The following is a 23452-nucleotide window of genomic DNA, read 5'->3' on the forward strand; positions in this document are numbered from 1 at the left end:
GACACCGAGAATGGAGACATGGACCGCCTGACCGTGGAGCAGCGATCGGCCCTGATGTCCCGCATCCGGGGCAAGGACACGGGCCCCGAACTGAAGGTCCGCCGCATCGCCCACGCCGCGGGCTACCGCTTCCGTCTGCACGGGCAGGTGGCGCGCGCCGCCGCCGACGCGGCGGCCCGCGCGGCGCCGGAGATCAAACTGATCGGCGGCAAGCTGCCAGGCAAGCCGGACCTGGTCTTCGCGTCGCGCCGCAAGGTGGTGTTCGTCAACGGCTGCTTCTGGCACCGCCACGACTGCCCGGCGGGCCGGCGGGCGCCGTCGTCGAACCCCGACTTCTGGGCCGCCAAACGCGAGGGCAACGCCGCCCGCGACGACCGCCACCGGGCGTCGCTGCGGATGCTGGGCTGGGACTCCCTCACGCTCTGGGAGTGCCAACTGAAGGACCCGGACGCCGTGCTGGGCGCGCTCACCGAATTTCTGGACGCTCCCGGCATGGACTGCAGGCGGGCAAACTCGGACCACAAAGGGGGCCCCAAAGGCTAGTCATCTTCTACCGAATGTAGAACAATGTGGCCATGATGTTCACCCACGCAGACGACAAGCCCGTCCTTGTCCTCGACACCGAACAGTGCTGGACGCTTCTCAACCACGCCAAGCATGGACGCCTGGCCACTAGCGTGGGCGGGGAGATCGACCTGGTGCCCGTCAACCACGCAACGGCCGACGGCAAGATCTACCTGCGCACCGCTCCGGGCGGGAAGCTAGCCGGACTGACCGTCAACCCGCGGGTCGTCTTCGAGGCCGACGGCATCCTCAGCGACGAGGCCTGGTCGGTAGTCGTCCGCGGCACCGCGCGCGTGCTGCAGACCGAGGCGGAGATCGACATTGCCAGCGCCGCGGGGGTCGACCCCTGGGTCCCGACCCTGAAGGACTTCTGGGTGGAGATCGATCCGAGCGAGATCACCGGACGGCACTTCCGCCTGGGCCGCCAACCGGAACAGCTGGACGAGGGCTAAAGGACCGGCACGACGGCGCTGCCGCACCCTCCCGGGCGCGGCGCCGCCCGTCGTGGCGCCGGGCCGGTGGCTAGACCGACCTGCGCAGCGGCACCTCTTTGATAAAGAGGATGCACACGAAGGCCACAAAGGCGACGGCCGCCGAGATGAGGAAGACCGCGGCGGTGGCGTCGCCGAAGGCGCCCTGCACGATCGACTGCACGTTGGCCGGCAGCGCCGACACGTCCATGGTGGACACGCTGCCGAGGCCGCTTCCCCCGCCCGCCGGGACAAGCCCGGCGGCGCGCAGGCCCTCCATGGTCAGCGTGCCGACCCGCTCGGACAGGACGGAGCCCAGCACCGCGACGCCGGACGCCCCGCCGATGGAGCGGAAGAACGCCACGGACGAACTGGCCGTGCCGATCTGCGTGACCTTGACGGTGTTCTGCACGGCCAGCACCAGGTTCTGCAGCATCATGCCCATGCCCAACCCGTTGAGGAGCATGCCCAGGGCGAGGAGCCAGTACGGCGTTGTGTGGGTCATGGTGCCCAACAGGCCGAGGCCCGAGATGTTCAGCAGGGACCCCACGATGAGGAACACCTTCCACCGTCCGAAGCGGCTGATCAGTTGGCCGGAGACGACCGACCCGATCAGGTTGCCCAGGATCATTGGGAGCGTGAAGAGGCCCGCCATGGTCGGGGTGGCCCCGGCGGAGAGCTGGAAGAACTGGCCGAGGAACGCGCCGGAGCCGAACATGCCCACCCCGATCGCGATCGAGGCGACGATGGCCAGCGCGGTGGTGCGCTGGGCGATGATCTTCAGCGGGATGACCGGCTCGGGAACGCGGGCCTCGACGAACAGCAGGACCACGATCATGGCCAGCGACGCGCCGACCATGGCCGCCGACTGCCAGGAGATCCATTCGAAGTTGCCGGCTTTGCCGACGAACGAGACCCAGATCAGCAGAGTGCTGACGGACGCGGTGACCAGCGCGGCGCCGGCCCAGTCGATGTACACCTTCCGCGGGGTGTGCTGCAGGTGCAGCGTCTTCTGGATCAGCACCATGGAAAGCAGGGCAACGGGGATGCCGATCCAGAAGGTCCAGCGCCAGCCCAGGGGCGTGTCCACGATGAACCCGCCGAGCAGCGGACCGCCGGCGGTGGCGACGGCCATGACCGCGCCGAAGTAGCCGGAGTAGCGGCCGCGCTCGCGCGGCGGGATGATGCTGCCGATGATGGCCATTCCCATGGCGGTCAGGCCACCCATCCCCAGGCCCTGGACCACGCGGGCACCCATCAGCATGGGGATGTTCTGGGCGAATCCGGCGAGCAGGGAGCCGACCACGAAGATGGTGATGCCGACCTGGGTGAGCGCCTTCTTGTCGAAGAGGTCGGCCATCTTGCCCCAGATCGGGGTGCTGGCCGCGTTGGCCAGCAGCGCGGCGGTGATGACCCAGGCGAAGTCGGTCTGCGAGCCCTTGAGTTCGGCCATGATCGTCGGCAACGCAATGGAGACGATGGTCGCCGCGAGCATCGCGGCGAAAAAGCTGGAGAGCACTCCGACCAGGGCGCGGAGGACCTCCTTCTGCGTCATCTGCGGCTTGTCGGCCAGCGCCTCCTGGACGGTCGGCGAGGGCGCGGCGCCCGTGCGCGGCTCCACGGGGGCGCTCACTTCGCCACCCCCCGGCCGGTTGCGGCCTGCGCTGTGGCGGCGGCGGTGGTGGCGTGCGCCGCGGCGCCCCGGGCGGACTCGACGGAGCGGCGGGCGGAGTCGCGCGCCAGCCCCTCGCGCAGCACGCCGGAGATCTCGTCGAGCAGCGAGACCGCGGTGCGCGCGCGGTCCTCGTCCCAATCGTCCAGTAGCTCGCCCAGCAGTTCGGCGCGGCGGGCCGTGGCGCGCTCGACGGCGGCGCGTCCGTCCTCGGTCAGGCTGAGCAACTGCGCCCTGGCGTCGTCGGGGTCCGCCTCGCGCAGCAGCATGCCCGCGGACTCCAGTTCGGCCACGTGGCGGCTGAGCGAGGCCGGGCCCACGCCCAGCCGGCGGGCGACGTCGGTGGCACGGACCGGCTGGCTGTCGTGCACGCGGACCAGGACGGCCTGCTGGCCGACGCCGGGCTCCCCCGGCAGGACTCCGGCGTGCGCCACGCACTTGAGGACCTGGTGGAGCGACTGGACGCTTCCGACCAGCTCCGCGGCCGTCGAGGATTCGAGCGACACGGTACTTCCCTTCACAAACGATGGCGGCCAAAACAGTTGACCAGAGCGAATATTGCCTCAAGCAACCATAAACCCGATTAGTTGCGCATGTGAAGTAATGTGCGGGATCTCACCGCTCCCGCCCGCCGATAGGCTGGTGGCGTGGATGCAGCCGAGAACGCCCGCCAACTGTCCGCCCGCCTGCGCGGGATCGCCGAGGACGCCGCCACCGGCGTCGGCCCGATGCTCCGGACGGCCTTCCGCTCCGGCTTCCGCGTCGACGAGAAGAAGAACCACCACGACCTGGTCACCGAGCACGACCGCGCGTCCGAGGAGGCCATCGCCGCCCACATCTTCGCGGCGGAGCCGGACAGCCGCATCTTGGGCGAGGAGGGCGGCCACCGCGGCTCGGGGCGGATCGAGTGGATCGTCGACCCGATCGACGGCACCAGCAACTTCGCCCACGGCGTCGCCTTCTTCTGCGTGTCGATCGCGGCGGCGCTGGACGGCGAGCTGCTCGCCGGCGTCGTCTACGATCCCGTCGCCGAGCTGCTGTTCTCCGCGGACCTTGACGGCGCGTACCTCAACGGCGCCGGGCTGCATCCGGCCGGCCAGCCGGACGAGGCCAGGGCCTCGATCATGACCGACTACCCCTCCGCCGAGGCGCTCGCGATCGACGGCCAGCTGGCGATGGACTCCTTCGCCGAGCTGGTGACGACGTACGCGACCCTGCGGCGGAAGGTGAGCGGCGCTTTGATGCTGGCGCACGTGGCCGCCGGCTGGGCCGACGTGACGCTGGGCCTGGACACCAACGCCTGGGACGTGGCGGCAGGGGCGCTGATCGTGCGGCAGGCGGGCGGCACCTACCTGCCGTTCCGGTACGACGACGACGACCGACCGGCCCACGAGGCCCCCTGCTACGTCGCTGTCGCCCCGGGCTCCAACGCCCCCACGGCCGTGCGCATCGTGGGGGACGTCGTCGCCTCCCGCCGCCGCGCGCGGGACTAGTTCCTTTACCAAACGAGCCGCCGCGCCCTAGGCTCGGGGCATGCCGGTCATGTTGCGCACGATCCAGACAGCCGTTCCGCCGACGATCCTCCACCAGGATCAGGTCCGTGACGTGTTCGCGGCGCAACCGGGCCTCACCCGGCTGGGGCAAAGGCTCGTCGCCACGTCCTTCAACTCCGCCGAGATCCGGACGCGCCGCACCGCCGTCTCGGAGCTGACGCTGGACAACAACGAGGAGAACCCGGTCTTCTTCGACGGGAAGACCGGTGTGCTCCTCAGCCCCAGCACCAAGGTCCGCAACGCGATCTTCGCCGAACAGGCCGGCGCCCTGTTTGTGGAGGCCGGTGGCAGGGCGCTCTCCGCCTCCGGGCTGGGTCCGGAGGACGTCACGCACGTCATTACCGTGTCCTGCACGGGCTTCTACAACCCCGGACCGGACTACCAACTGGTCCGCGCGCTCGGCCTCGCGCCGTCCGTCCAGCGCTACCACTTGGGATTTATGGGCTGCTACGCCGCCTTCCCGGCGCTCCGCGCGGCCAAGCTGTTCTGCGAGGCGGACCCGGACGCCGTGGTGCTGGTGGTCTGCGCGGAACTCTGCTCGCTCCATGTCCGCAGTTCCAACGACCCGGACACCATCATGGGCTCGGCCCTGTTCGCCGACGGCGCCTCGGCCGCGGTCGTCACGGCGCGGGACCTGCCCGCCGTCGGCCCGGCGCTGGTCCTGGACCACTTCGAGACCGTCCTGACGCCGGTCGGCGAGGATTCGATGGCGTGGAACATCGGCGACGAGGGCTTCGAGATGGTGTTGGGCACCTACGTCCCGCACATCATCGACGACCACATCGTCGGCGCCCTCGAGCCGCTGTTCGCGCGCGACCCCGGCCTCGCCGGAACCAACTTCGGCGACGTCGCCCACTGGGGCATCCACCCCGGCGGGCGCGCGATCCTCGACCGCGTGCAGAACCGGCTCGAACTCTCGGACGCGCAGCTTGTGCCGGCCCGGCGCGTGCTCCGCGACTACGGCAACATGAGCAGCGCCACTGTCATGTTTGTGCTCAAGGACATCCTCGACGCCGCGCAGGAACCGGTGTCCGTCGCGGTCGGCGACGCGGGCGGGCGCCGGCTCGGCGGGTCGGTCGGAACGGACCGGGAAGCCGGGACCGATTCCGGCGGCGCGGCGCCGGGCCGGGAACCGGACGGCGCCCTGGGCGAGAGCCCGTCCCCGGTCCAGGCGCGTCCGGCGCGGGACGGGGACCGCGTGTGCTCGATGGCGTTCGGCCCCGGCCTGACGGTGGAGACCGCGCTGATGACGGTTCACCGTCCCGATGAGCTCGCCTAGGGCGGGCGTGCCCTTGCGGCCGCGGGCCCCCGGCGCGGGATTCGGGCGCCGGGACACCGACGCCGTCGAGAAGATGGACCGGGCGGACTGCGATCCGGACAAGCTGCGGCGCACGTATGCCCGCTTCCCCATCGTCAACCGCTTTGTGTCGGCACCCGGCGCGCTCTACCGCGAGTTCGTCCGCCCGCACCTCTCCACCACCGGCCCGAGCACACTGCTGGACATCGGCTGCGGCGGGGGCGAGATGGCCCTGTGGATGGTTCGCATGGCGGCGCGGGACGGCTTCGAACTGCTGGCCACCGGCATCGATCCGGACCCCCGCGCCCACGCATACGCCTTGTCCCGCGCGCGGGACGTGGCCCCCGGCGCCGCGGTGGCCTACCGCCGGGCGACGAGCTCCGACCTGGCCGCGGCCGGCGAGCGCTTCGACGTCGTCATTTCCAACCACGTGCTGCACCACCTCGACGACGCCGCCCTGGCCGGCCTGCTGCGCGACACCGAGGCCCTGGCGCGCGGTGTGGCCGTGCACGCGGACCTGCGCCGCTCACGCACCGCCTACGCACTGTTCGCTGTGGCCGCCGTGCCGCTGGCACCAGGTTCGTTCATCCGCGCCGACGGCTTGACGTCGATCCGCCGCAGCCACACGGCGCCGGAGCTCGAGGCGGCACTGCCGCCGGGCTGGTCCGCCGAGCCTCGCGCTCCGTTCCGGATCCTCGCCGTATACCGACCGGAGCCACCGGCGGATGATTGACGTCGCTGTCGCGGGGGGCGGGCCGGCAGGCCTGGCGCTGGCGCTCCTGCTGTGCCGTGCGGGGCTGTCGGTCCGAGTGCTGGAGCCGCGCACCGCCCCCTGGGCCCATTCTCGTGCCATCGGCCTGCACCCTCCGGCGGTGGACGTGCTGGACGTCCTCGGCGTCGGCGAGGCTGCGGTCGCGGCGGGCGTCCCGATCCGCGAGGGGGCGGCGATCTCGGGTGGACGCGAGGTGGGCCGCCTGGACTTCGGAACGCTGGCCGGCAGGCACCGCTACGTGTTGGCGTTGCCGCAGAACGTCACCGAGTCGCTGCTGGCCGAGCGCCTGCTGAGCACGGCCCCGGGCGTGTTGCTGCGCGGGCGCCGCGTCGTCGGGTTGGAGGACGACGGCGGCGGGGTCGCCGTGGACTGGGCAGACGGCTCGGGGCGGGGAAGCCTGCGGGCGCGCGTGCTGGTGGGCGCCGACGGCGTCCGTTCGGTCGTGCGGGACCTGGCCGGCATACCCGTGCGCCGGCACGGCTACCCGGACCGCTATGTGATGGGCGACTTCGCCGACGACACGGGGTACGGGGCGACGGCGGCCCTGTTCCTCCACCCCGACGGCATCGTGGAGAGCTTCCCCCTGCCGGGCGGGGTGCGCCGGTGGGTGGTGCGCGTCTGCCGCGCCCGCGGACCGCACATCGAGGGCGGGTGGGATGCGTCGTCGGCACCGGACCCCGGCGGCGGCGCGGGAACCGCTGGGGAGGCCCCCGGGACGGGCGCCGACCTCCTGGCCGGAGAGATCCTGCGCCGGACCGGTCGGCGCGCCGACCCGGAGACCTGCACGATGCTGAGCGACTTCCGCACACGGAGCACCACCGCCCGGACCATGGCGCGGGGGCGAGTGGTGCTGGCCGGTGACGCGGCACACGAGATCAGTCCCATCGGGGGGCAGGGCATCACGCTTGGCCTCGGCGATGCGGCCGCCCTGGCCGCCCTGCTGGTGGAACACCTCGGCGGGGCCTCGCCGGGAGAGCGCGGCCGGGGTCACATAGCGGACCGGGCCGGTTCGCGCACGGCCGGGGACCCGGGGAAGACCGGACAAAAAGGGAGGGCGTTCGACCGGGCGCTCGCGGACTATTCGGCGCGGCGCCTGGCGGCGGCGCGCACCGCCGCCCGCCAAGCCCACCTGAACATGGCCTTGGGGCGGCCCCTGCCCGGCCCGCTGGCCCCGGTCTTCGGCGGCGCGGTCGCCCTGGCGATGTCCAGCGCCGGCGTCCGGCGGACCGTCGCCGAGCGCTTCACCATGGGTTTCGACGGATAACGCCCCCGCCCACACGGGCGAGGGCGTTCCGATCGGCGCACGGTCGGGACCGTGGCGTCCTCCGGCCGGCTACGGCGCCAGGTCGCCGATGACCGAACATTCGACGTCGGCGTCCGCGCCGCTCGCGGTCTGCTCCGCGACAACGGCCCCTGAGGCATCGAGGATGCGGCAACTGATGGCCCCGGTGACGTCCGGGTTGTTCATGGCATACAGGGTCCCGAAGAGCTTGCTGGCCTCGACCTCGGCCGAGAACTCGCCCTCGACGTCCTCCGTTGCGACGTTCTCGAGGTCGGTGGTCATGTAGCTGACGACGTACGATTCGCCGGTGGCTTCGTAGGTGTAGGCGGCCTTTTCCCCGGCCGCGGCGCTCACGGTGTTCACCAGGAACGCGGCGAGGATCGCCTGCACGATCGCGGCGATCAGTCCCACCGCCCCGGTCACCATGCCGGCGATCGCAAAACCCTTCTTTGGGCGCTTTTTCACCAGTGCCACCACGCCCAGGATGATCGCGACGGGGCCCAACAAGATGGACAGGAAGCCGATGGCGGGGATGACCCCGAAGACGACGGCGACGATGCCGACCACCAGCGCGGCGACGGTCAGGCCGGACGCCTTTTCCGGCTGGTTCCATCCCTGTTGGGTGGCGCCGGGATACGACCCGGAACCGTAGGGGCCGGCGGCCGGATCGTGGCCCGGCACATCGGCGGGCCTACCGTCCGGCACGGGGCCGGGCGGCGACGACGGTGGAGTGTATGGATTGGACATGGTTCCCCCCTGGGACAGTGATTGACGTGGTGAAGCGCGGCAGCGCAACGCAATTCCGGCGCCCGCAACGCTTCATGTGTAGCGTAGCCGGGAATCCGGTTGGATCCGTGCTTGGCGCTAAGGGGCCGTCAACTCTTGTCCACGGCATCGCCGCAGGTCAAGAGCACAATCTCGCGAAGCTGAACGGACCTGGTGCCCGCCCCGCCAGCACGGACGCCAGATGCCCGGCCACGCGTTCCCAGTCCGAGCGACCAGGTCGGCCGCCGGCTGCCCGGCCGCTACGCCCCCGCGGCCGCGTCCAGGTGCGTCGGCGCGAACATCCGCAGCAGCGTCTCGACGACGATGACGTTGGGCCCCTCGGCGGCGAAGGACTCCTCCAGCGCGGAGCGCACGTCCCCCGGCGCCACGCGGCGGGCCGGCACGCCGAACGACTCGGCCAGCGCCACGAAGTCGGGGCGGGCCAGTTCGGTGGCGGTGGCCTTGCCGAACGCCCCGACCATGTACTCGCGCAGGATCCCGTAGCCCCCGTCGTCCACGATCAGCCACGTCACAGGGACGTTGTGCTGCTTGGCCGTGGCCAGCTCGGCGATGGAGTACATGGCCGACCCGTCGCCGGACACGGCCAGCACACGGCCCTCGATTCCGGTCTTGCCGGCGACGGCCAGGCCGATCGCGCCGCCGATCGCCGACGGGAAACCGTAGCCCAGGCCGCCCGCGCCCTGCGCAGAGTGGAACTCCCCGGACCGCGCGTCCCAGCAGCTCCAGCCCCAGTACGCGGAGATCGTCATGTCCCAGAACGTCTGCATCGGGTCCGGCACGGCGGCGCGGATGTCCGCCATAAAGGCGCGTTCCTTGCCCAGGTCCTGCGCATCGAGCCTGGCCACCACCTTGGCCAGCGTGGACTCCACAACCTCCTCCGGCGACTTGCCGCCCCAGTCCGGGCCGCCGTCCCCGTCCGGCCCGCCGAGCGCCTTGTCCAGGTACTCCAGCGCGGCGCGGGCGTCTGCGCGGATTCCCAGCGCGGGACGGTTGGACTCCAGGACGCGCGGCTCGGCGTCGATCTGGATGAGGTGGCCGCGCGGCTCCAGCGTGAAGTAGTTGGAGGTCACCTCCCCCAGCGAAGATCCGACGACGATCAGCACGTCGGCCTCCTCGAGGACCTCCGTCACATGCCGGTCCTCGACCCACGACTGCAGGCTCAGCGGGTGCTCCCACGGGAACGCGCCGTTGCCCCCGGGCGAACACACCACCGGGGCGCGCAGCTTCTCCGCCACGCTCAGCAGCGCCGCCCTGGCCCCCGCGCGGCGGACTCCGCCACCGGCGACGATCGCCGGCCGCTTGGCCTCGGCAAGCCACCGGACGGCCTCGTTGATGAGCTCCACCCGCGGCGGATGCTCGTACGCCTCCGCGAGGGCGTCGGCGACCGGCGGGACAAACACGGGCGCGAGCAGCACATCCTGCGGCACCTCGACCCACACGGGCCCCTGCGGCACGGTGATCGCGTCCGCCCAGGCGTCCTGGATGGCGGACGGGATGCCTGACGCGTGGTGCACGGTGCGCTGGCTCTTCGTCACGTTGGCGGCGGACGCCTTCTGGTCGTCCAGCTGGTGCAGCATCCCCTTGCGCCGCGCGCCGAGCCCGACCAGTGGGATCTGGCTGGCGACAACCACCATGGGAACGCCGGTGGCGTAGGCCTCCTGCAGCCCGGCCAGGGAAGTCAGCGCGCCCGGGCCCGTGGAGAGGAACAGGACCCCGACCTCGCCGGTGGCCCGGGAGTAGCCGTCTGCGGCGAAGGCCGAGTTGTTCTCCACGCGCGAGGAGACGAAGTGCAGCCCGGAGCGGGAGAGCGCATCGAAGAGTCCCAGCGCGTGCTGCCCGGGTATCCCGAAAACGGTGCGCGCCCCCAACGCCTCGAGGGTCTCGATCACCAGGTCGCCGCCGTTGCGGTTTTCCTTGGCGAGGGCCGACGTCGGGGCGCCGACCAGGGTGCCGGTGGTCTGGTTCGTGTTCACTAGGCGTCCTTCCGTTCCGTGGCGCGCTTGTCCGCCATCAGGGAGACGAGGTCGTAGGCCACGTGGGACGCCGCGACGCCGGTGATCTCCGCGTGGTCGTAGGCGGGCGCAACCTCGACGACGTCGGCGCCGACGAGGTTCATCCCGCGCATCCCGCGCAGGATCTCGAGCAGTTCCCGGCTCGTGATGCCGCCGGCCTCCGGGGTTCCGGTGCCGGGCGCGTGCGCCGGGTCCAGGACGTCGATGTCGACCGAGATGTACAGGGGGCGGTTGCCGATGCGGTCGCGGAGCTTGGCAACCACCTCCACGACGCCCTGGTGGTAGACGTCGGCGCTCGTGACGATGCCGAAGCCGAAGCGACGGTCGTCGTCAAGGTCCTTCTTGCCGTAGAGGGGCCCGCGCGTGCCGACGTGGGAGATGGCCTCCGTGTCCAGGATGCCCTCCTCGACCGCGCGCCGGAAGGGAGTGCCGTGCGTGTACTCCGCACCGAAGTACGTGTCCCAGGTGTCCAGGTGCGCGTCGAAGTGCAGCATGGCCACGGGCTCCCCCGCGCGCTCCGCGGCCGCGCGCAGCAGGGGAAGGGCGATCGTGTGGTCCCCCCCGATGGTCAGCAGGGAGGCGCCGTCCGCCGTGAGGTCCAGCGCGTTGTGCTGGATGGTCTCGATCGCCTCGTTGATGTTGAACGGGTTAACCGCCATGTCCCCGGCGTCGGCAACCTGCACGTTCTCGAAGGGGCTGACGTCCAGGGCCGGGTTGTAGGGCCGCAGCAGGCGGGAGGACTCCCGCACGTGGTTGGCTCCGAAGCGCGCCCCGGGGCGGTAGGAGACACCGGCGTCGAAGGGGACGCCGACCACCTTGATGTCGGCCGCGCCCACCTGGTCCAGCCGCGGCAGGCGGGCGTAGGTCGCCGCGCCGGCGAAGCGGGGGATCCGGGCGGAGTCGATCGGCCCGATGTTCCCGTTGGCCTCGATGCGGATCTCTTCCATGGTTCTCCTCGCGTGGCGCTGACGGCGCCGAATCGGTGTGCGGGGCGGCGGCCGGTCCTGCCGGGCACCGCCCACCCATGTTGCCAAATGGGCAACATTCGTTTTCTTCAATGCTATTTGCGTCGTACGTCACGGTCAAGGTCCGAGCATCGCATAGGTTGGATACCGTGAGCTACGAGGCCAGCGAGACCACCACCGAGTACTCCGCACGCCGCATTTCCGTCTCCACCCCGGCGTCCCTGCGCGATCTGCGGCGAAGCCTGGAGAACCTGGTTCCGGCGCTGGACCTCGACGGCCTGCCGGACCCGGCCGCGGAGGCCGCCGGCTGGGACGCCCTCCGCCGCGGCGCCGAGGCCGCGGCCCTCTACGGGCTCTGCCGCGTCGCCACCAACGACCCCGGCCGGCTGATGCGGCTCGCGGGCAGCGGAACCGACAGCGTCAGCTACCTGCTCGGCAGCCTCACCATCCAGGCGCAGCTGTTTCGGTACGATCCGGCCACCATGGTCCACTTTCCGCTGCGGCTGGAGATGCACGCAGGGAGACGGGGCGGCACGGTGCTGACGTTCGAGCAGCCAGGAGTCCAGCTGGCGGGCTTCGGAATCAACAAGGTCACGCAGGCCGGCTTCGAGCTCGACCGCCTGCTGGGCGACCTGCTGGAGGCAATGGACCTCCCGCGGCCGGCGGCGCTGCGGCGCTGACGCCCGACTAGGGCCGGATCCTAGCGGGACGCGGCGGGGACGAGCGTCCAGATGACGACCGTCTCCTCGTCCGTGGGATTGACCCACGAGTGGGGCTCGCGCCCAGGGAAGGTCACGGAGTCCCCGGCCTCGAGTTCGAAGCGCTCGTTCGAGAAGACGATGACGAACCGGCCGGAGACGACGTGCAGCACCTCCGCCTCGCAGTCCACCGAGTAGAGCTCGGCCTCGCCCTTCCCGCGAGGCTCGACCACCGCGCGGATCACCTGGAGGCGCCGCTCGGAGCGCGCGGTCAGCAGCCGCTCCACAATCCCTTGCCCGCCGAGCGAGATGCGCGGGGCGTCGGCCAGCCGGACAACGTGCGTCTCCGGCTGGGCGAAGAGCTCCCCCACGGAGACGGACAGCACCTGGCACAGCGTCACGAGCGAAGCGACGGACGGCGACGTCAGGTCGCGTTCGACCCGTGAAAGGAAGCCCTTGGTCAGGCCGGTGGACGCGGCCACCTGCTCGATCGTCAGGCGCTGCGCGTGACGGGCGGCGCGGATGCGCGAACCGATGGCCACGGGCTCGTTGCTGGGTTCGACGGGCAGGGCCTTCATCGTCGGCGTCTCCGGGGCTCAAAGGGGCAAATAGATTGTGATCCAGCTTAGGTCAATTGACGGGTAACCCCGATCACATCTAACCTAGCGGGCAACATCTGTTTACCAAGATGAAATCCCCTCTCCCCGTTCCCGAAGGGCACAACCGTGGAATTCGTCAACGCAGCAATCGTCATCGCCTATCTGGCCGCCATGCTCCTCTTCGGCTGGTGGGGCAAGTCCCGGACCAAGAACTCCTCCGACTACCTCGTGGCGGGTCGCCGCCTGGGACCCTTCCTCTACACCGGAACCATGGCCGCCGTCGTGCTCGGCGGGGCGTCCACGGTCGGCGGCGTCGGCCTGGGCTACCGGTGGGGCATCTCCGGCGCGTGGCTGGTCATCGCGATCGGCGTCGGCGTCCTGCTCCTGAGCCTGCTGTTCGCGCCGACGCTCCAGCGGCTGAAGATCTACACCGTCTCGCAGATGCTGACCCTGCGCTACGGGAGCAAGAACGCCACCAACACCTCTGCGATCGTGATGCTCGCGTACACGCTGATGCTCTGCGCCACCTCCACCGGCGCCTACGCCACGATTTTCGTGGTGCTGTTCGGCTGGGAACGTTGGCTCGCCATCGCCATCGGCGGCGCGATCGTGCTGGTCTATTCCACGATCGGCGGCATGTGGTCCATCACCCTGGCCGACCAGGTGCAGTTCGTGATCAAGACCGTCGGCGTCTTCCTGCTGATGCTGCCGTTCGCGCTCAACGCGGCCGGGGGCTTCGGCGGCATCCGCGACCGAGTCGAGGCGTCCTTCTTCCAGTGGGACGGCATCGGCGCGCAGACGATCGTCACCTACTTCGTCGTGTACACGCTCGGACTGCTGATCGGCCAGGACATCTGGCAGCGCGTCTTCACGGCCAAGACCCCTACGGTGGCCCGGTGGGGCGGCGCAACGGCCGGAATCTACTGCGTCCTCTACGGCATCGCCGGCGCGGTGATCGGCATGGCCGCCCGCGTGGCGCTGCCGGAGATCGACGTCGCGAACCTCGGCAAGGACGTGGTCTACGCGGAGGTCGCCATGAACCTGCTGCCCGTCGCGGTCGGCGGACTGGTCCTCGCGGCCGCGGTCGCCGCGATGATGTCCACGGCCTCCGGCGCGTTGATCGCCGCCGCCACAGTCGCGCGCACCGACGTCACGCCGTTCGTCGCCGGCTGGTTCGGCAAGACCATCGACGTGAACTCGGGCCGGAACCCGGAGCACGACGTGCAGGCGAACCGCTACTGGGTGCTGGGCCTCGGCGTCGTCTCCATCGTCCTGGCCATCATCGTCAAGGACGTCGTGGCGGCGCTGACCATCGCCTACGACATTCTGGTCGGCGGCCTGCTCGTCGCGATCCTGGGCGGATTGGTCTGGAGGCGCGGCAACGGGATCGGCGCCGCCCTGTCCATGGCCGCCGGAACCGTCGTGACCCTGACAACGATGATCGTGTTGGAGATCAATGCCGAGGAGCAGTACGGCGGCATCTACGCGAACGAGCCGATCTACCTCGGCCTGGCCGCGTCGATCGTCGTCTACGTGGCGGCCAGCCTGTTGACCCCGGCCACCCGGGAGGAGGTCGCCCACGCCTGGCGGGAACGCGTCGCCGGCCGCGTGGACGTCGAGGGTGTGCAATTCGAGGAGCACCGCGCCCGGTAGCGCGCCGCCCAACGCACACGGCCCCTCCGGCCAACCCGCGTAACCCCGCTCCGGCCACCGGCCGGCGCGGGGTTACGATTTCTGCAGCTTCACGAGATGCGGCGCCAAGCTCCGACTGGCCGCGCACCAACCCCGGGTTCACGGGTGGTTCGGATGAGGAAGCGGCCGCCGCGGCGGGGCCCGCGGCAAGAGTCCACCGGAAGGCCGCCCGTGACCGCCAGCAAGCCACGCCAGAAAGACGACGACGGTGACGTTGGTGTCGGCGTCGTGCCGATCCTCGACTCCACCCTGGGCACCGTCTCCCTCCGCGTGGACGGACGGTGGCACCACTACCTGGCCGAAGGACCCCGGGCGCTCACCGACGCCCTGGCCAACGCCGTCGGCCGGCCGCGCTTTGATCCGCGCAGCGGAACACTCACCGTCCGGACCGCCGCCACGGGGAGCCGCACGGTTCGGCGACCGCCTTGGCCCTCCTGGACCTGCCCGTCCGCGCCCGACGGCCCGCCCCGGGTATACTCGTAGGCTGAAGGGGAGTAGTTCCAGGCCCGCCCCGGCCCGGCAACGGGCACGACGGCGGCAGCGGACTTGTCGACATACTGGTCACCGCGCGTGACCCGGCAGTCCACCCGGACCAGGCGTCCGGGCGAGCGAGACCTTCGGCCCGCCGGCGGCGGTCCGAGGTTTGCCGTACCCCAAACATTCCTTGGCCGTTGCCTCCCGAGTACCAATCGGGACACGAACCGAACCCAAGGACCCTGATGACCCCGGACCAATCCAGCCCGGTCGAGACCGCCGCCGTCTCCCGCACCCCCACCCACCGCGACGTCCGCCGTTGGCGCAAGTACCTGGCCGACGAGCGCGCCGAGGGCGCCGTCTACCGCGAACTGGCGGCAAACCGCGAGGGCGAGGAACGCCAGATCCTCCTGGGCCTCGCCGAAGCCGAGCGGCGCCACGAACTGCACTGGCGAACCATGCTCGGCGAGCGCGCGGACCGCAAGGTCCGCCCGTCCATTCGGCGGATCCTGCTCCGTTTCCTGGCCCGCCACTTCGGCTCGGTTTTTGTGCTGGCGCTGGCCCAGCGGGCCGAGGGAAACTCCCCCTATGCCGTGGACCAGGACGCGACCCGCCAGATGGCCGCCGACGAGCTGGTGCACGAGGAGGTGGTCCGCGGCCTGGCGACGCGCGGGCGCAACCGGCTCTCCGGGAACTTCCGGGCGGCGGTGTTCGGCGCCAACGACGGACTCGTCTCAAACCTCGCGCTGGTGATGGGCATCGGCGCCACGGGAGTCTCCAACGCGCTGGTGCTGTTCTCCGGCGTCGCCGGCCTGCTGGCGGGGGCCCTGTCCATGGCGGCGGGCGAATACGTCTCCGTGCGCTCCCAGCGCGAGCTGCTCTTCGCCTCGCAGCCCACGCAGGTCACGCTCTCCGCGGCACCCGACCTGGACCTCGACGCCAACGAGCTGGTCCTGGTCTACAAGGCCCGCGGCATGAGCGACGAGGACGCCGAGCACCGCGCCGCGGAGCGGATGGGCTATTTCAGCTGCGACTGCAACCCGTCGCTGTCGCTGCACCCCGAGCGCGAGGCGGACACCGCGGCGGACCACGAAACCGTGGGATCGGCCCTGGGCGCGGCCAGCGCCAGCTTCTGCTTCTTCGCCTCCGGCGCGCTGATCCCCATCCTGCCGTACATCCTTGGACTGACCGGCGGGACCGCCGTGCTGGTCGCCGTCGTTCTGGTGGGACTGGCGCTGCTGCTGACGGGCGGCGTGGTGGGCCTGCTCTCCGGGGCCTCCCCCGCCAAACGCGGACTGCGCCAGCTGGCGATCGGCCTCGGCGCGGCCGCCGTGACCTACGCGCTCGGGCTGCTCTTCGGGACCAGCATCGCCTAACGGCCCTCGAAGTGGCCGGCCAGGCGCTCGAGCGTGCGCTCCATGTTGCCCGGGGTGTTTCTGGTGAAGCCCATCACGCGCAGGACCCACTTGTGTTTGAGCCGGCTGGCGTCCCATGTCTCGCGGACCAGTGTGCCGCCGTCGGCCGGCTCCAGCTCGTAGCGCCAGCGGTGGCCGCTGAAGTGGCGCCAGGCGATCCGCCGGCCGTCCTCGAACTCAACCACCGTGTTGCTGATGCGGTACGGCACCCCCAGTCGCATGTCCATGCCGAACTCGGCGCCCGGACCCAGCCGGGCCGGGCCGTCGGGGCGGGCGGCCCGCACCGTTCCCGAGCCGTCGATCACCGGGTGCATGGCCGGGTCGGCGAGGAGCTCGAACACGTCCGACGGCGGCGCCGGGACGAATCTCTGGCGCGACTGGAGAAAGGGGGAGGTGTCCATCGCCCCAGTGTAGGGCCGGCGGTTGGGAGCTAGCCGAGACGCGCCAGGAGGGCGACGGCCTCGGCCTCCGTCTCCACGAGGTGGACCGACCCCGCCATCTCGCGCTCCGCCGCCAGCGCCCGCAGGAGCGGCCACGCCGGCAACCGCGTGGTCCAGTGTTCGACGCCGACCAGCACCATGGGGCGGATCGTGTCCGGGGTGCCGTAGTAGTTCTCGCAGGCGTCCTGGAAGACCTCCTGCACGGTGCCCGCGGCCCCGGGGAGGAACACAATGCCGCCGTCGCACTTGGCCAACAGGACGGCTTCGCGGATCGCGTTGGCGAAGTACTTCGCGATGTGGGTCGCGAACAGGTTTGGCGGCTCGTGGCCGTAGAACCACGTCGGGATCCCCAGGTTCGCGGTTCCCCGCGGGTGGCGCCGCAGCACCTCGCCCGCGGCCCGCGCCCAGGCGGTCACGGACGGGCGGTAGGACGACGCCGCGGCCAGCGTGACCAGAGCGTCCTCCAGCTCGCCGCCGGTGGCCGCGGCCAGATACGCCCCCAGGTTCGCCGCCTCCATCGCGCCCGGACCGCCTCCCGTGGCGACCGTGTAGCCGGCCCCCGCCAGCCCGCGGCCCAGCAGCACGGCCTCGCGGTATTCGGCGGATCCACGGGCCGCGCGGTGCCCGCCCATCACGCCGACCAGCCGCCGTCCCGCCAAGTCCCCGGCGAGTGCGGCGTCCAACGCCGTCCCGATGGCGTGGTCGTGCAGGGTCGCGGCCAGGGCGGACGCGACGGCCAGGTCTTGGTCCGTCGCGTTGTCTTCAACCTCCACGGCGTGGCCGCGCAGCCTCACCGCCTGCGCCGCGTCGAGGACGCCGGGCCCTCCACCGATGCCAACAGCACCGCCGAGCAGCTGGTGGCCCCACGCGTACAGCCTGGCGTCCGGCGTCGACTCGTATTCCGCCTCGTCGATGCCCGCGTATAGCTCGCCGGCCGTGTAAAGGCCGGCGCGGCGGGTCTCGAACGGGATGCCCGGCAGCGCGGGAAACACCAGGCCGCCACGCGAGCGGAGCGACTCCTCGAGGCCCGGAGGCAGCGAGCACCCCATGAACACGGCGCCGGCCGGATCGAGGCCCCGCAGCGACGCGGCCCGCCCGCGCAGGTCAACCGACTGGACGTGCCATCCGCTCATCACTCCCCGGGAGCGCCCGGGCGGCCTGCCGAGGCTGGCCCCGGCGTGGGAATCGAAGGACTCCAGGGAGTCGATGTCCAGCTGGCGAGGTACGGGGTGCAGGGCCGGCGACGCGTTCATGCAGCCACCCTATGACGGCGACGGCGCCGGTTCGTCGTGCACGGCGCGGGCGTGAAACGATAGGAGGATGGCCGAACCCGAATTTCCCCTCGTCGACGCACGTGAAATCCTGCGTGTCGTCGGCGGCGCAGCGTTCACCCGCGGCAAGGCCTATGCCAACACGGAACACATCAGGGACTTCGCGTGGGACCCTTCCGCGGAGCGCCTGACCGGCAGGGTCCAGGGAACGGAAATCCCGGCCTACAGCTGCTCGGTCTCGCTGGCCCGCAAGAAGGACGCGTGGGTGGTCTCCGGCAGCAGCTGCAGCTGCCCGGTGGGCACCAACTGTAAACACGGCGCCGCCCTGATGATTCACTCCAACACGCTGCACCTGCGCTCGCGGGACGTCTTCTTCGAAAACACCGCGGCCGCCCCCGCGGCACCGGCCTGGCAGGAGAGCCTGAACGGCCTGCTCGGCGCCGGCGCGAGGGCTGCCACCGCCACCGCAACGGCCGCCGCGGCCGCCAACCGCGGCCAAAAGCCCGGCGACAAGGTGCACGTTCAGTCCATGGCCCTGCAGTTCGAGCTGCAAGACACCACGCTTCAGGCACACCGCCAATGGGCGCCGGGGTCCGGCGTCGGGCACCAGCGCGCCGCCGCCCACCGCTGGCGCCTCGGCGTGCGGCCGATGGTCCAGTCCGGGAACGGGCGGTGGGTCCGCGGAAACCTGCGCTGGAACACCATCAGCTTCAAGACCTACGGGCTCAACCTCGACCCGGAGCAGCACCGCTGGTTCTGCCAGTTTGTGCCGCTCTACCGCGCCAACGGGCAGCTCTACTTCGGCGAGGACAACGACTGGCTGTACCTGGACGAGTTTAGTTCGCCGCTGTTCTGGGCGCTGCTGGGCGAATCGGCCGAGCTCGGCATCGCCCTCATCGGCAGCCGCGCGGACACCGCGGTTGTGCTCGGTTCGCCGGCAGCCGTCGCGTTGTCCGCCTTCCGCCCGGAATCCGACGGCGACGGCGACGGCGGCGACGGTTCCGGATTGTCGCTGGTTCCCACGCTGTCCATCGACGGCCAGGTCGTGGCCCTGGAGCCGCAGGTCCCGGCCGGCGCCATCGGCAACCACGGCGTGTACGCGGGCAGCGCCGACGGTTCGCTGATCGTCCTGTCCCCGGTCGAGGGGCGCCTCGACCCCACCGAACTGGAGCTGCTCAGGCGGCCGGAGTCCATCGAGGTCCCTGCCGCCGACGTCCCTGACTTCATCGCCAAGGTGTATCCGAGGCTGGGCCGCCGCATCGCCGTCGTCAGCCCGGACCGCTCGGTCGCCCTGCCAGACATCCTTCCGCCGAAGCTCCTGCTGCGCGTCAAGTACCCCGGCGGAGACGCCGCCGAGCTGGATTGGGACTTCGACTACGGACCGGTGCCCGTGGACGCGGACACGCGCGACGCGGAGGCGGAGACCGCCCTCGAAAACGCCGCCCTGGCCGTTCTCGAAGAGTCCCCCGCCCTGGCCGGTCGTGTGCTGGCGCCGCGGACGCTGCGCGGCCTGGACACGGTCGACTTCGTCCGCAGGATCCTGCCTGCCCTCAAGGATCTGGAGGGCGTCGACGTCGTCGCCACGGGGAAGGAACCCGAATACCGGGAGCTGACCGAGGCGCCGGAGCTGACCATCACCACGGTCGAATCCGAGCGCCGCGACTGGTTCGACCTGGGACTCGTCATCGCGGTCGGCGAGCGCCGGCTGCCGTTCAGCGACATCCTGCGCGCGCTCTCCCGCGGGCAGACGCGCATGCTGCTGCCGGACAAAACGTACTTCTCGCTCGAGCACCCGCTGTTCGACAAGCTCCGCGAGCTTGTCACGGAGGCCTCGCAGCTGCACGACAAGCCCAACGAGCTGCGCATCACGCGCTATCAGGCCTCGCTCTGGGAGGAGCTCGACGAACTGGCCGCCCACACGGAGGGCCCGGATTCCTGGTACACGGGCGTTGCCTCGCTGCTCAACGTGGCCGAGACCGGCCCGGTCGCACTGCCGGCGGGCCTGCACGCGGAGCTTCGGCCCTACCAGCGCGAGGGATTCGACTGGCTGGCCATGCTCTGGCGCAACGGCCTCGGAGGTGTCCTCGCCGACGACATGGGCCTCGGCAAGACGATCCAGACCCTGGCCCTGATTCTTCACGCGAAAGAGCAGTGGGCGACGGCGGGGTCGGCGGCACCGCCGTCGCCGGGCCAGGTCGCGGCCGCGGCCGCGGGGGCACCCGCGTCGTCCACGTCGTTGGTCCCCGGGCCGTTCCTAGTGGTGGCGCCGACCTCTGTGGTGTCCAACTGGGCCGACGAGGCGGCGCGCTTCGCGCCGGACCTCAAGGTCGCGATCGTCGCCGACACCCAGGCGCGCGCGCCGCGGTCGCTCGCGTCGCTGGCGGATGAATTCGACGTGGTGGTCACCTCCTACACGCTGTTCCGCCTGGACGCCGACGCCTACCACTCGGTCGCATGGGCCGGGCTGATCCTCGACGAGGCCCAGTTCGTAAAGAACAAGGCCACCAAGGCGCACCACGCCGCCCGCGACCTGAACGCCCGCTTCAAGCTGGCCATCACGGGCACACCCATGGAGAACAACCTGATGGAGCTGTGGTCGATCTTCGCGATCGTCTCCCCCGGCCTCTTCCCCTCCGGGCTGCGCTACGCGGAGCAGTACCAGCGCCCCATCGAGAAACAGGGGCTGGACGAGCCGCTGGCCAGGCTCCGGAGGCGGATCCGGCCGTTTATGCTCCGCCGCACCAAGTCCGCCGTCGTCACCGATCTCCCGCCGAAGCAGGAGCAGGTCCTGCACGTGGAGCTGGCGCCCAGGCACCGGAAGATCTACGACACCCACCTGCAGCGGGAACGGCAGAAGATCCTGCGCCTGGTCGAGGACATGGACAAGAACCGGTTCACGATCTTCCAGTCGCTGACCACCCTGCGGATGCTCTCTTTGGACGCCTCCCTGGTGGACGCTGAGTACGCGGGGGTGCCGTCGGCCAAGCTGGACGTCCTGTTCGAGCAGCTGGAGGACGTTCTCGCCGAGGGACACCGGGCGCTCGTGTTCAGCCAGTTCACCTCGTTCCTGAAGAAGGCCGCCACGCGTCTGGCGGAGGAGAACGTCGAGTACGCGTACCTGGACGGCTCCACCCGCAACCGCGCGGACGTCATCAACGAGTTCAAGTCCGGCAAGTCGCCGGTGTTCCTGATCTCGCTGAAGGCGGGTGGGTTCGGGCTGAACCTGACGGAGGCCGACTATTGCTTCCTGCTGGATCCGTGGTGGAACCCGGCCGCCGAGTCGCAGGCCGTTGACCGAGCGCACCGCATCGGCCAGACCCGCAACGTCATGGTCTACCGGATGGTCGCCAAGGACACGATCGAGGAGAAGGTCGTGGCGCTGCAGGACGCCAAGCGGCAGCTGATCTCATCGGTCATGGACGACGGCGAGGGCTTCGGTTCGGCGATGACGGCCCAGGACATCCGCGACCTGCTCAAGGACTAGCGGCGGCACGGCGCCCAGGGAACGCGGCTCCCCGGCGCGGGTCCGGGTCCGCGCCACGAACGGGTGCCCGCGGGCCACACTTCGGTGCCCGCAGGCAGTGTCTTTCGTGCGCCCGGGTGGGATCCTAGCAGTGTCCGGCCATGGCCGCCGATCGGAGACGGCGCCCCGCCCAAGGGCGGGGAAAAGGATGGCCCGTGCTTGCGCAGGGAGGCGCCCGGGATGATGAACTACAGCAACGGCTTCTGGATGACGGGCTGGATGTGGGTCTTCTGGATCCTGCTGCTCGTCGGCCTGGCCATCCTGATCGTGCTGCTCGTCCGCCTGCTCGGCGGCGGCATGTCCACCCGGCATGGGGCCGGCCCGGGCGAGGCGGCGAAACGCCCGCTCGAGATCCTCCGCGAACGCTACGCCCGCGGCGAGCTGACCACCGAGGAGTACCAGGAGCGTTTGCGCACTCTGCGCGAGGCGGATCGTTGAAGCCGGTCAGCCGCCGCCAGGCGCTTGTCCTGGCCCTGACCGGGACGGGCGCCGTGGTCGTCGGCGGAGGCGGGTTGCTGCTCGCCGGCGGGGACGGCACCGACGCCGAAGCCGGCGCCGCCCTGATCGAGCCGCCGGCCCTGGAAGGCGCAGACGGGCTGTTGGACGTCAGGCTCGAGGCCGGTCCCTCGCGGACCGCCATCGGCGGCCGGACCGCGTCGATGTGGCTGTTCAACGGGACCCTCCCCGGGCCCACACTGCGCGTGCGGCCGGGGGACAGCCTCCGGATCAACGTGGCCAACCGGCTCCAGGAGCCCACCAACCTGCACGTGCACGGCCTGCACGTCTCCCCTGCCGGCCACGGCGACAACCCGTTCGTCAGCATCCCGCCCGGCGGTTCCTTCGACTACTCCCATACCCTCCCGCGCAACCATTCCGCCGGCACGTTCTGGTACCACCCCCACCACCACGGACGCGCCGCCGCCCAGCTCGCGGCCGGCCTCTACGGCGCCATCGTGGTCCTGGCCGACGTGGAGGATGTCCCCGTCACCCGGGACCGCGTGCTGATCGTCTCGGACGTCTCGCTCGGCCCCGGCGGGAGGCTCCGGGACCCGTCGCCGGCCGAGCGCATGACCGGACGTGAGGGCGCGATCGTCCTGGTCAACGGCCAGTTCCGGCCCGCCGCGTCCGCGGCCGCCGGGGACCGGGAGCTGTGGCGCGTCGTCAACGCGTGTCCTGCGCGATACCTGCGCCTGCGACTGGACGGCGGCCGGATGCAGGTCTTGGCGCTCGACGGCCACCGGCTGCCGGCGCCGAGCCCGGCGGACGACTTGCTGCTGGCGCCCGGCAACCGGGCGGACCTATTGGCGACCGTCGGGCCGGGCGGCGCCACGCTGCGGACCGCGGGCCACGCGCGGGGCACCATGGGTGCCATGATGGGCGGCAACGACCCGGTCGGAAGTCGCCCGGCCGAGCTGTTCTCCGTCGGCGTGCCCGGCGACGCGGCCGCTTCCGGTTTTGCCGCCCCGCCGACCGTCCGCCAGCGCGACCTTCGGGCGCAGCCGCTGGCCAGGAGGCGCCGCGTGGAGCTTTCGATGGGGATGGGCGGCATGGGCTTCGGAATGGGTGGCGGCGCGGACGACGCCCACATGGCCTTCCTGATCGACGGCAAGCAGTTCGACCCCGGGCGTACCGACCAGACGGTGTCCGTGGGCACCGTGGAGGAATGGACGCTGGTCAACAGCAGTCCCATGGACCACCCCCTGCACCTGCACGTGTGGCCCATGCAGGTGCTCCGCGATGCGGACGGGGACCATGCTGACCCGCTGTGGAAGGACGTAGTCAACGTTCCGGCGAACGGTGCGGTCACCGTCCTGATCGCCTTCGACGACTTCCCCGGCCGCTCGGTCTTCCACTGCCACATCCTCGACCACGAGGACTTGGGAATGATGGGCACGGTGCAGGCCGTCCGGGAAGCGACGGGAAGCGACGGCACGTGACGCAGCTTTACGGTGGCGGGACGGGGCGCC

Annotated in this window: 21 protein-coding genes and 1 riboswitch; of the genes, 13 read left to right on the forward strand and 8 right to left on the reverse strand. The window is 71.0% G+C overall.

Annotated elements, in window-relative coordinates; translation table 11 throughout:
• Window positions 1-18: 18 nt before the first annotated feature.
• Window positions 19-543, forward strand: a complete 525-nt coding sequence (locus AC3ZJJ_RS11480) for a very short patch repair endonuclease (RefSeq protein WP_489891953.1) — start codon at window positions 19-21, stop codon at window positions 541-543.
• Window positions 544-575: 32 nt separating this feature from the next.
• Window positions 576-1016: a pyridoxamine 5'-phosphate oxidase family protein gene (locus AC3ZJJ_RS11485; protein WP_489891954.1), complete on the forward strand. Its 441-nt coding sequence runs from the start codon at window positions 576-578 to the stop codon at window positions 1014-1016.
• A 70-nt stretch (window positions 1017-1086) separates the two neighbouring features.
• Here the strand turns inward: AC3ZJJ_RS11485 and AC3ZJJ_RS11490 are convergent, their stop codons facing one another.
• Together AC3ZJJ_RS11490 and AC3ZJJ_RS11495 are read right to left on the reverse strand one after the other, a co-directional pair.
• Window positions 1087-2589: an MFS transporter gene (locus AC3ZJJ_RS11490; RefSeq protein ID WP_489895813.1), complete on the reverse strand. Its 1503-nt coding sequence runs from the start codon at window positions 2587-2589 to the stop codon at window positions 1087-1089.
• A gap of 74 nt (window positions 2590-2663) precedes the next feature.
• Window positions 2664-3212, reverse strand: a complete 549-nt coding sequence (locus tag AC3ZJJ_RS11495) for a MarR family winged helix-turn-helix transcriptional regulator (protein ID WP_489891955.1) — start codon at window positions 3210-3212, stop codon at window positions 2664-2666.
• A 141-nt stretch (window positions 3213-3353) separates the two neighbouring features.
• Between AC3ZJJ_RS11495 and AC3ZJJ_RS11500 the strand changes: the two genes are divergently transcribed.
• Genes AC3ZJJ_RS11500 through AC3ZJJ_RS11515 form a run of 4 tightly spaced genes read left to right on the forward strand, consistent with a single transcriptional unit; the run spans window position 3354 to window position 7592 of the window.
• A complete protein-coding gene (locus AC3ZJJ_RS11500) occupies window positions 3354-4199 on the forward strand; it encodes an inositol monophosphatase family protein (RefSeq protein ID WP_489891956.1) in 846 nt (281 codons plus the stop codon).
• Between the two features lie 40 nt (window positions 4200-4239).
• Window positions 4240-5538 (forward strand): type III polyketide synthase, encoded by a 1299-nt coding sequence (locus AC3ZJJ_RS11505; RefSeq protein WP_489891957.1) that lies wholly within the window; start codon window positions 4240-4242, stop codon window positions 5536-5538.
• The gene (locus AC3ZJJ_RS11510) at window positions 5525-6289 is read left to right on the forward strand and encodes a methyltransferase domain-containing protein (protein WP_489891958.1); all 765 of its coding nucleotides are present in this window, start codon (window positions 5525-5527) and stop codon (window positions 6287-6289) included. The genes AC3ZJJ_RS11505 and AC3ZJJ_RS11510 overlap by 14 nt, the downstream gene beginning before the upstream one ends.
• A complete protein-coding gene (locus tag AC3ZJJ_RS11515; RefSeq protein ID WP_489891959.1) occupies window positions 6282-7592 on the forward strand; it encodes an FAD-dependent oxidoreductase in 1311 nt (436 codons plus the stop codon). The genes AC3ZJJ_RS11510 and AC3ZJJ_RS11515 overlap by 8 nt, the downstream gene beginning before the upstream one ends.
• Window positions 7593-7661: 69 nt before the next feature.
• On the opposite strand, the gene AC3ZJJ_RS11520 is transcribed toward AC3ZJJ_RS11515, so the two are convergent.
• The 3 genes from AC3ZJJ_RS11520 to speB all read right to left on the reverse strand — a co-directional run bounded on the left by AC3ZJJ_RS11520 (window position 7662) and on the right by speB (window position 11355).
• On the reverse strand, window positions 7662-8357 hold the full coding sequence (locus AC3ZJJ_RS11520) for a DUF4190 domain-containing protein (protein ID WP_489891960.1): 696 nt from the start codon (window positions 8355-8357) through the stop codon (window positions 7662-7664).
• A 278-nt stretch (window positions 8358-8635) separates the two neighbouring features.
• Window positions 8636-10342, reverse strand: a complete 1707-nt coding sequence (locus tag AC3ZJJ_RS11525) for a thiamine pyrophosphate-binding protein (RefSeq protein ID WP_489895815.1) — start codon at window positions 10340-10342, stop codon at window positions 8636-8638.
• A 26-nt stretch (window positions 10343-10368) separates the two neighbouring features.
• Window positions 10369-11355: an agmatinase gene (gene speB, locus AC3ZJJ_RS11530; RefSeq protein WP_489891961.1), complete on the reverse strand. Its 987-nt coding sequence runs from the start codon at window positions 11353-11355 to the stop codon at window positions 10369-10371.
• A 167-nt stretch (window positions 11356-11522) separates the two neighbouring features.
• Here speB and AC3ZJJ_RS11535 point away from each other — a divergent pair, with 167 nt between their 5' ends.
• Window positions 11523-12053, forward strand: coding sequence for a hypothetical protein (locus tag AC3ZJJ_RS11535; protein ID WP_489891962.1), 531 nt, complete (start codon window positions 11523-11525; stop codon window positions 12051-12053).
• 20 nt (window positions 12054-12073) lie between these two features.
• On the opposite strand, the gene AC3ZJJ_RS11540 is transcribed toward AC3ZJJ_RS11535, so the two are convergent.
• Window positions 12074-12649 (reverse strand): cupin domain-containing protein, encoded by a 576-nt coding sequence (locus tag AC3ZJJ_RS11540; protein WP_489891963.1) that lies wholly within the window; start codon window positions 12647-12649, stop codon window positions 12074-12076.
• Between the two features lie 192 nt (window positions 12650-12841).
• Here AC3ZJJ_RS11540 and AC3ZJJ_RS11545 point away from each other — a divergent pair, with 192 nt between their 5' ends.
• The 3 genes from AC3ZJJ_RS11545 to AC3ZJJ_RS11555 all read left to right on the forward strand — a co-directional run bounded on the left by AC3ZJJ_RS11545 (window position 12842) and on the right by AC3ZJJ_RS11555 (window position 16212).
• Window positions 12842-14323, forward strand: coding sequence for a sodium:solute symporter family protein (locus AC3ZJJ_RS11545; protein WP_489895817.1), 1482 nt, complete (start codon window positions 12842-12844; stop codon window positions 14321-14323).
• 87 nt (window positions 14324-14410) lie between these two features.
• Window positions 14411-14521: riboswitch (SAM riboswitch) on the forward strand.
• A gap of 12 nt (window positions 14522-14533) precedes the next feature.
• Window positions 14534-14845: a hypothetical protein gene (locus tag AC3ZJJ_RS11550; RefSeq protein WP_489891964.1), complete on the forward strand. Its 312-nt coding sequence runs from the start codon at window positions 14534-14536 to the stop codon at window positions 14843-14845.
• Between the two features lie 236 nt (window positions 14846-15081).
• Window positions 15082-16212 (forward strand): VIT1/CCC1 transporter family protein, encoded by a 1131-nt coding sequence (locus tag AC3ZJJ_RS11555; protein ID WP_489891965.1) that lies wholly within the window; start codon window positions 15082-15084, stop codon window positions 16210-16212.
• Here the strand turns inward: AC3ZJJ_RS11555 and AC3ZJJ_RS11560 are convergent.
• Complete coding sequence (locus AC3ZJJ_RS11560) at window positions 16209-16652, reverse strand: SRPBCC family protein (RefSeq protein ID WP_489891966.1); 444 nt, start codon at window positions 16650-16652, stop codon at window positions 16209-16211. The genes AC3ZJJ_RS11555 and AC3ZJJ_RS11560 overlap by 4 nt on opposite strands.
• Window positions 16653-16681: 29 nt before the next feature.
• Window positions 16682-17944, reverse strand: coding sequence for an LOG family protein (locus AC3ZJJ_RS11565; RefSeq protein ID WP_489891967.1), 1263 nt, complete (start codon window positions 17942-17944; stop codon window positions 16682-16684).
• 67 nt (window positions 17945-18011) lie between these two features.
• Here AC3ZJJ_RS11565 and AC3ZJJ_RS11570 point away from each other — a divergent pair, with 67 nt between their 5' ends.
• From AC3ZJJ_RS11570 to AC3ZJJ_RS11580, 3 genes are all read left to right on the forward strand, one after another.
• Window positions 18012-21446 carry a DEAD/DEAH box helicase gene (locus AC3ZJJ_RS11570; RefSeq protein WP_489891968.1) on the forward strand — a complete coding sequence of 1145 codons (3435 nt, stop codon included), beginning with the start codon at window positions 18012-18014 and terminating at the stop codon, window positions 21444-21446.
• A 219-nt stretch (window positions 21447-21665) separates the two neighbouring features.
• Entirely contained in the window at window positions 21666-21923 is a 258-nt protein-coding gene (locus AC3ZJJ_RS11575) for an SHOCT domain-containing protein (protein WP_489891969.1), read from the forward strand.
• Window positions 21920-23422 (forward strand): multicopper oxidase family protein, encoded by a 1503-nt coding sequence (locus AC3ZJJ_RS11580; protein ID WP_489891970.1) that lies wholly within the window; start codon window positions 21920-21922, stop codon window positions 23420-23422. Before AC3ZJJ_RS11575 ends, AC3ZJJ_RS11580 begins: the two co-directional genes overlap by 4 nt.
• The last annotated feature ends 30 nt before the right edge of the window (window positions 23423-23452 follow it).

It is taken from the genome of Arthrobacter sp. AOP29-A2-19 (genome assembly GCF_058138025.1).

Coding starts and splice junctions, on each gene's coding strand:
- AC3ZJJ_RS11540 (WP_489891963.1), bottom strand. CDS start 12,649: ATGAAGGCCCTGCCCGTCGAACCCAGCAACGAGCCCGTGGCCATCGGT.
- AC3ZJJ_RS11510 (WP_489891958.1), top strand. CDS start 5,525: ATGAGCTCGCCTAGGGCGGGCGTGCCCTTGCGGCCGCGGGCCCCCGGC.
- AC3ZJJ_RS11545 (WP_489895817.1), top strand. CDS start 12,842: ATGCTCCTCTTCGGCTGGTGGGGCAAGTCCCGGACCAAGAACTCCTCC.
- AC3ZJJ_RS11565 (WP_489891967.1), bottom strand. CDS start 17,944: ATGAACGCGTCGCCGGCCCTGCACCCCGTACCTCGCCAGCTGGACATC.
- AC3ZJJ_RS11490 (WP_489895813.1), bottom strand. CDS start 2,589: ATGACGCAGAAGGAGGTCCTCCGCGCCCTGGTCGGAGTGCTCTCCAGC.
- AC3ZJJ_RS11560 (WP_489891966.1), bottom strand. CDS start 16,652: ATGGACACCTCCCCCTTTCTCCAGTCGCGCCAGAGATTCGTCCCGGCG.
- AC3ZJJ_RS11485 (WP_489891954.1), top strand. CDS start 576: ATGATGTTCACCCACGCAGACGACAAGCCCGTCCTTGTCCTCGACACC.
- AC3ZJJ_RS11570 (WP_489891968.1), top strand. CDS start 18,012: ATGGCCGAACCCGAATTTCCCCTCGTCGACGCACGTGAAATCCTGCGT.
- AC3ZJJ_RS11575 (WP_489891969.1), top strand. CDS start 21,666: ATGATGAACTACAGCAACGGCTTCTGGATGACGGGCTGGATGTGGGTC.
- speB (WP_489891961.1), bottom strand. CDS start 11,355: ATGGAAGAGATCCGCATCGAGGCCAACGGGAACATCGGGCCGATCGAC.
- AC3ZJJ_RS11480 (WP_489891953.1), top strand. CDS start 19: ATGGACCGCCTGACCGTGGAGCAGCGATCGGCCCTGATGTCCCGCATC.
- AC3ZJJ_RS11505 (WP_489891957.1), top strand. CDS start 4,240: ATGCCGGTCATGTTGCGCACGATCCAGACAGCCGTTCCGCCGACGATC.
- AC3ZJJ_RS11520 (WP_489891960.1), bottom strand. CDS start 8,357: ATGTCCAATCCATACACTCCACCGTCGTCGCCGCCCGGCCCCGTGCCG.
- AC3ZJJ_RS11515 (WP_489891959.1), top strand. CDS start 6,282: ATGATTGACGTCGCTGTCGCGGGGGGCGGGCCGGCAGGCCTGGCGCTG.
- AC3ZJJ_RS11555 (WP_489891965.1), top strand. CDS start 15,082: ATGACCCCGGACCAATCCAGCCCGGTCGAGACCGCCGCCGTCTCCCGC.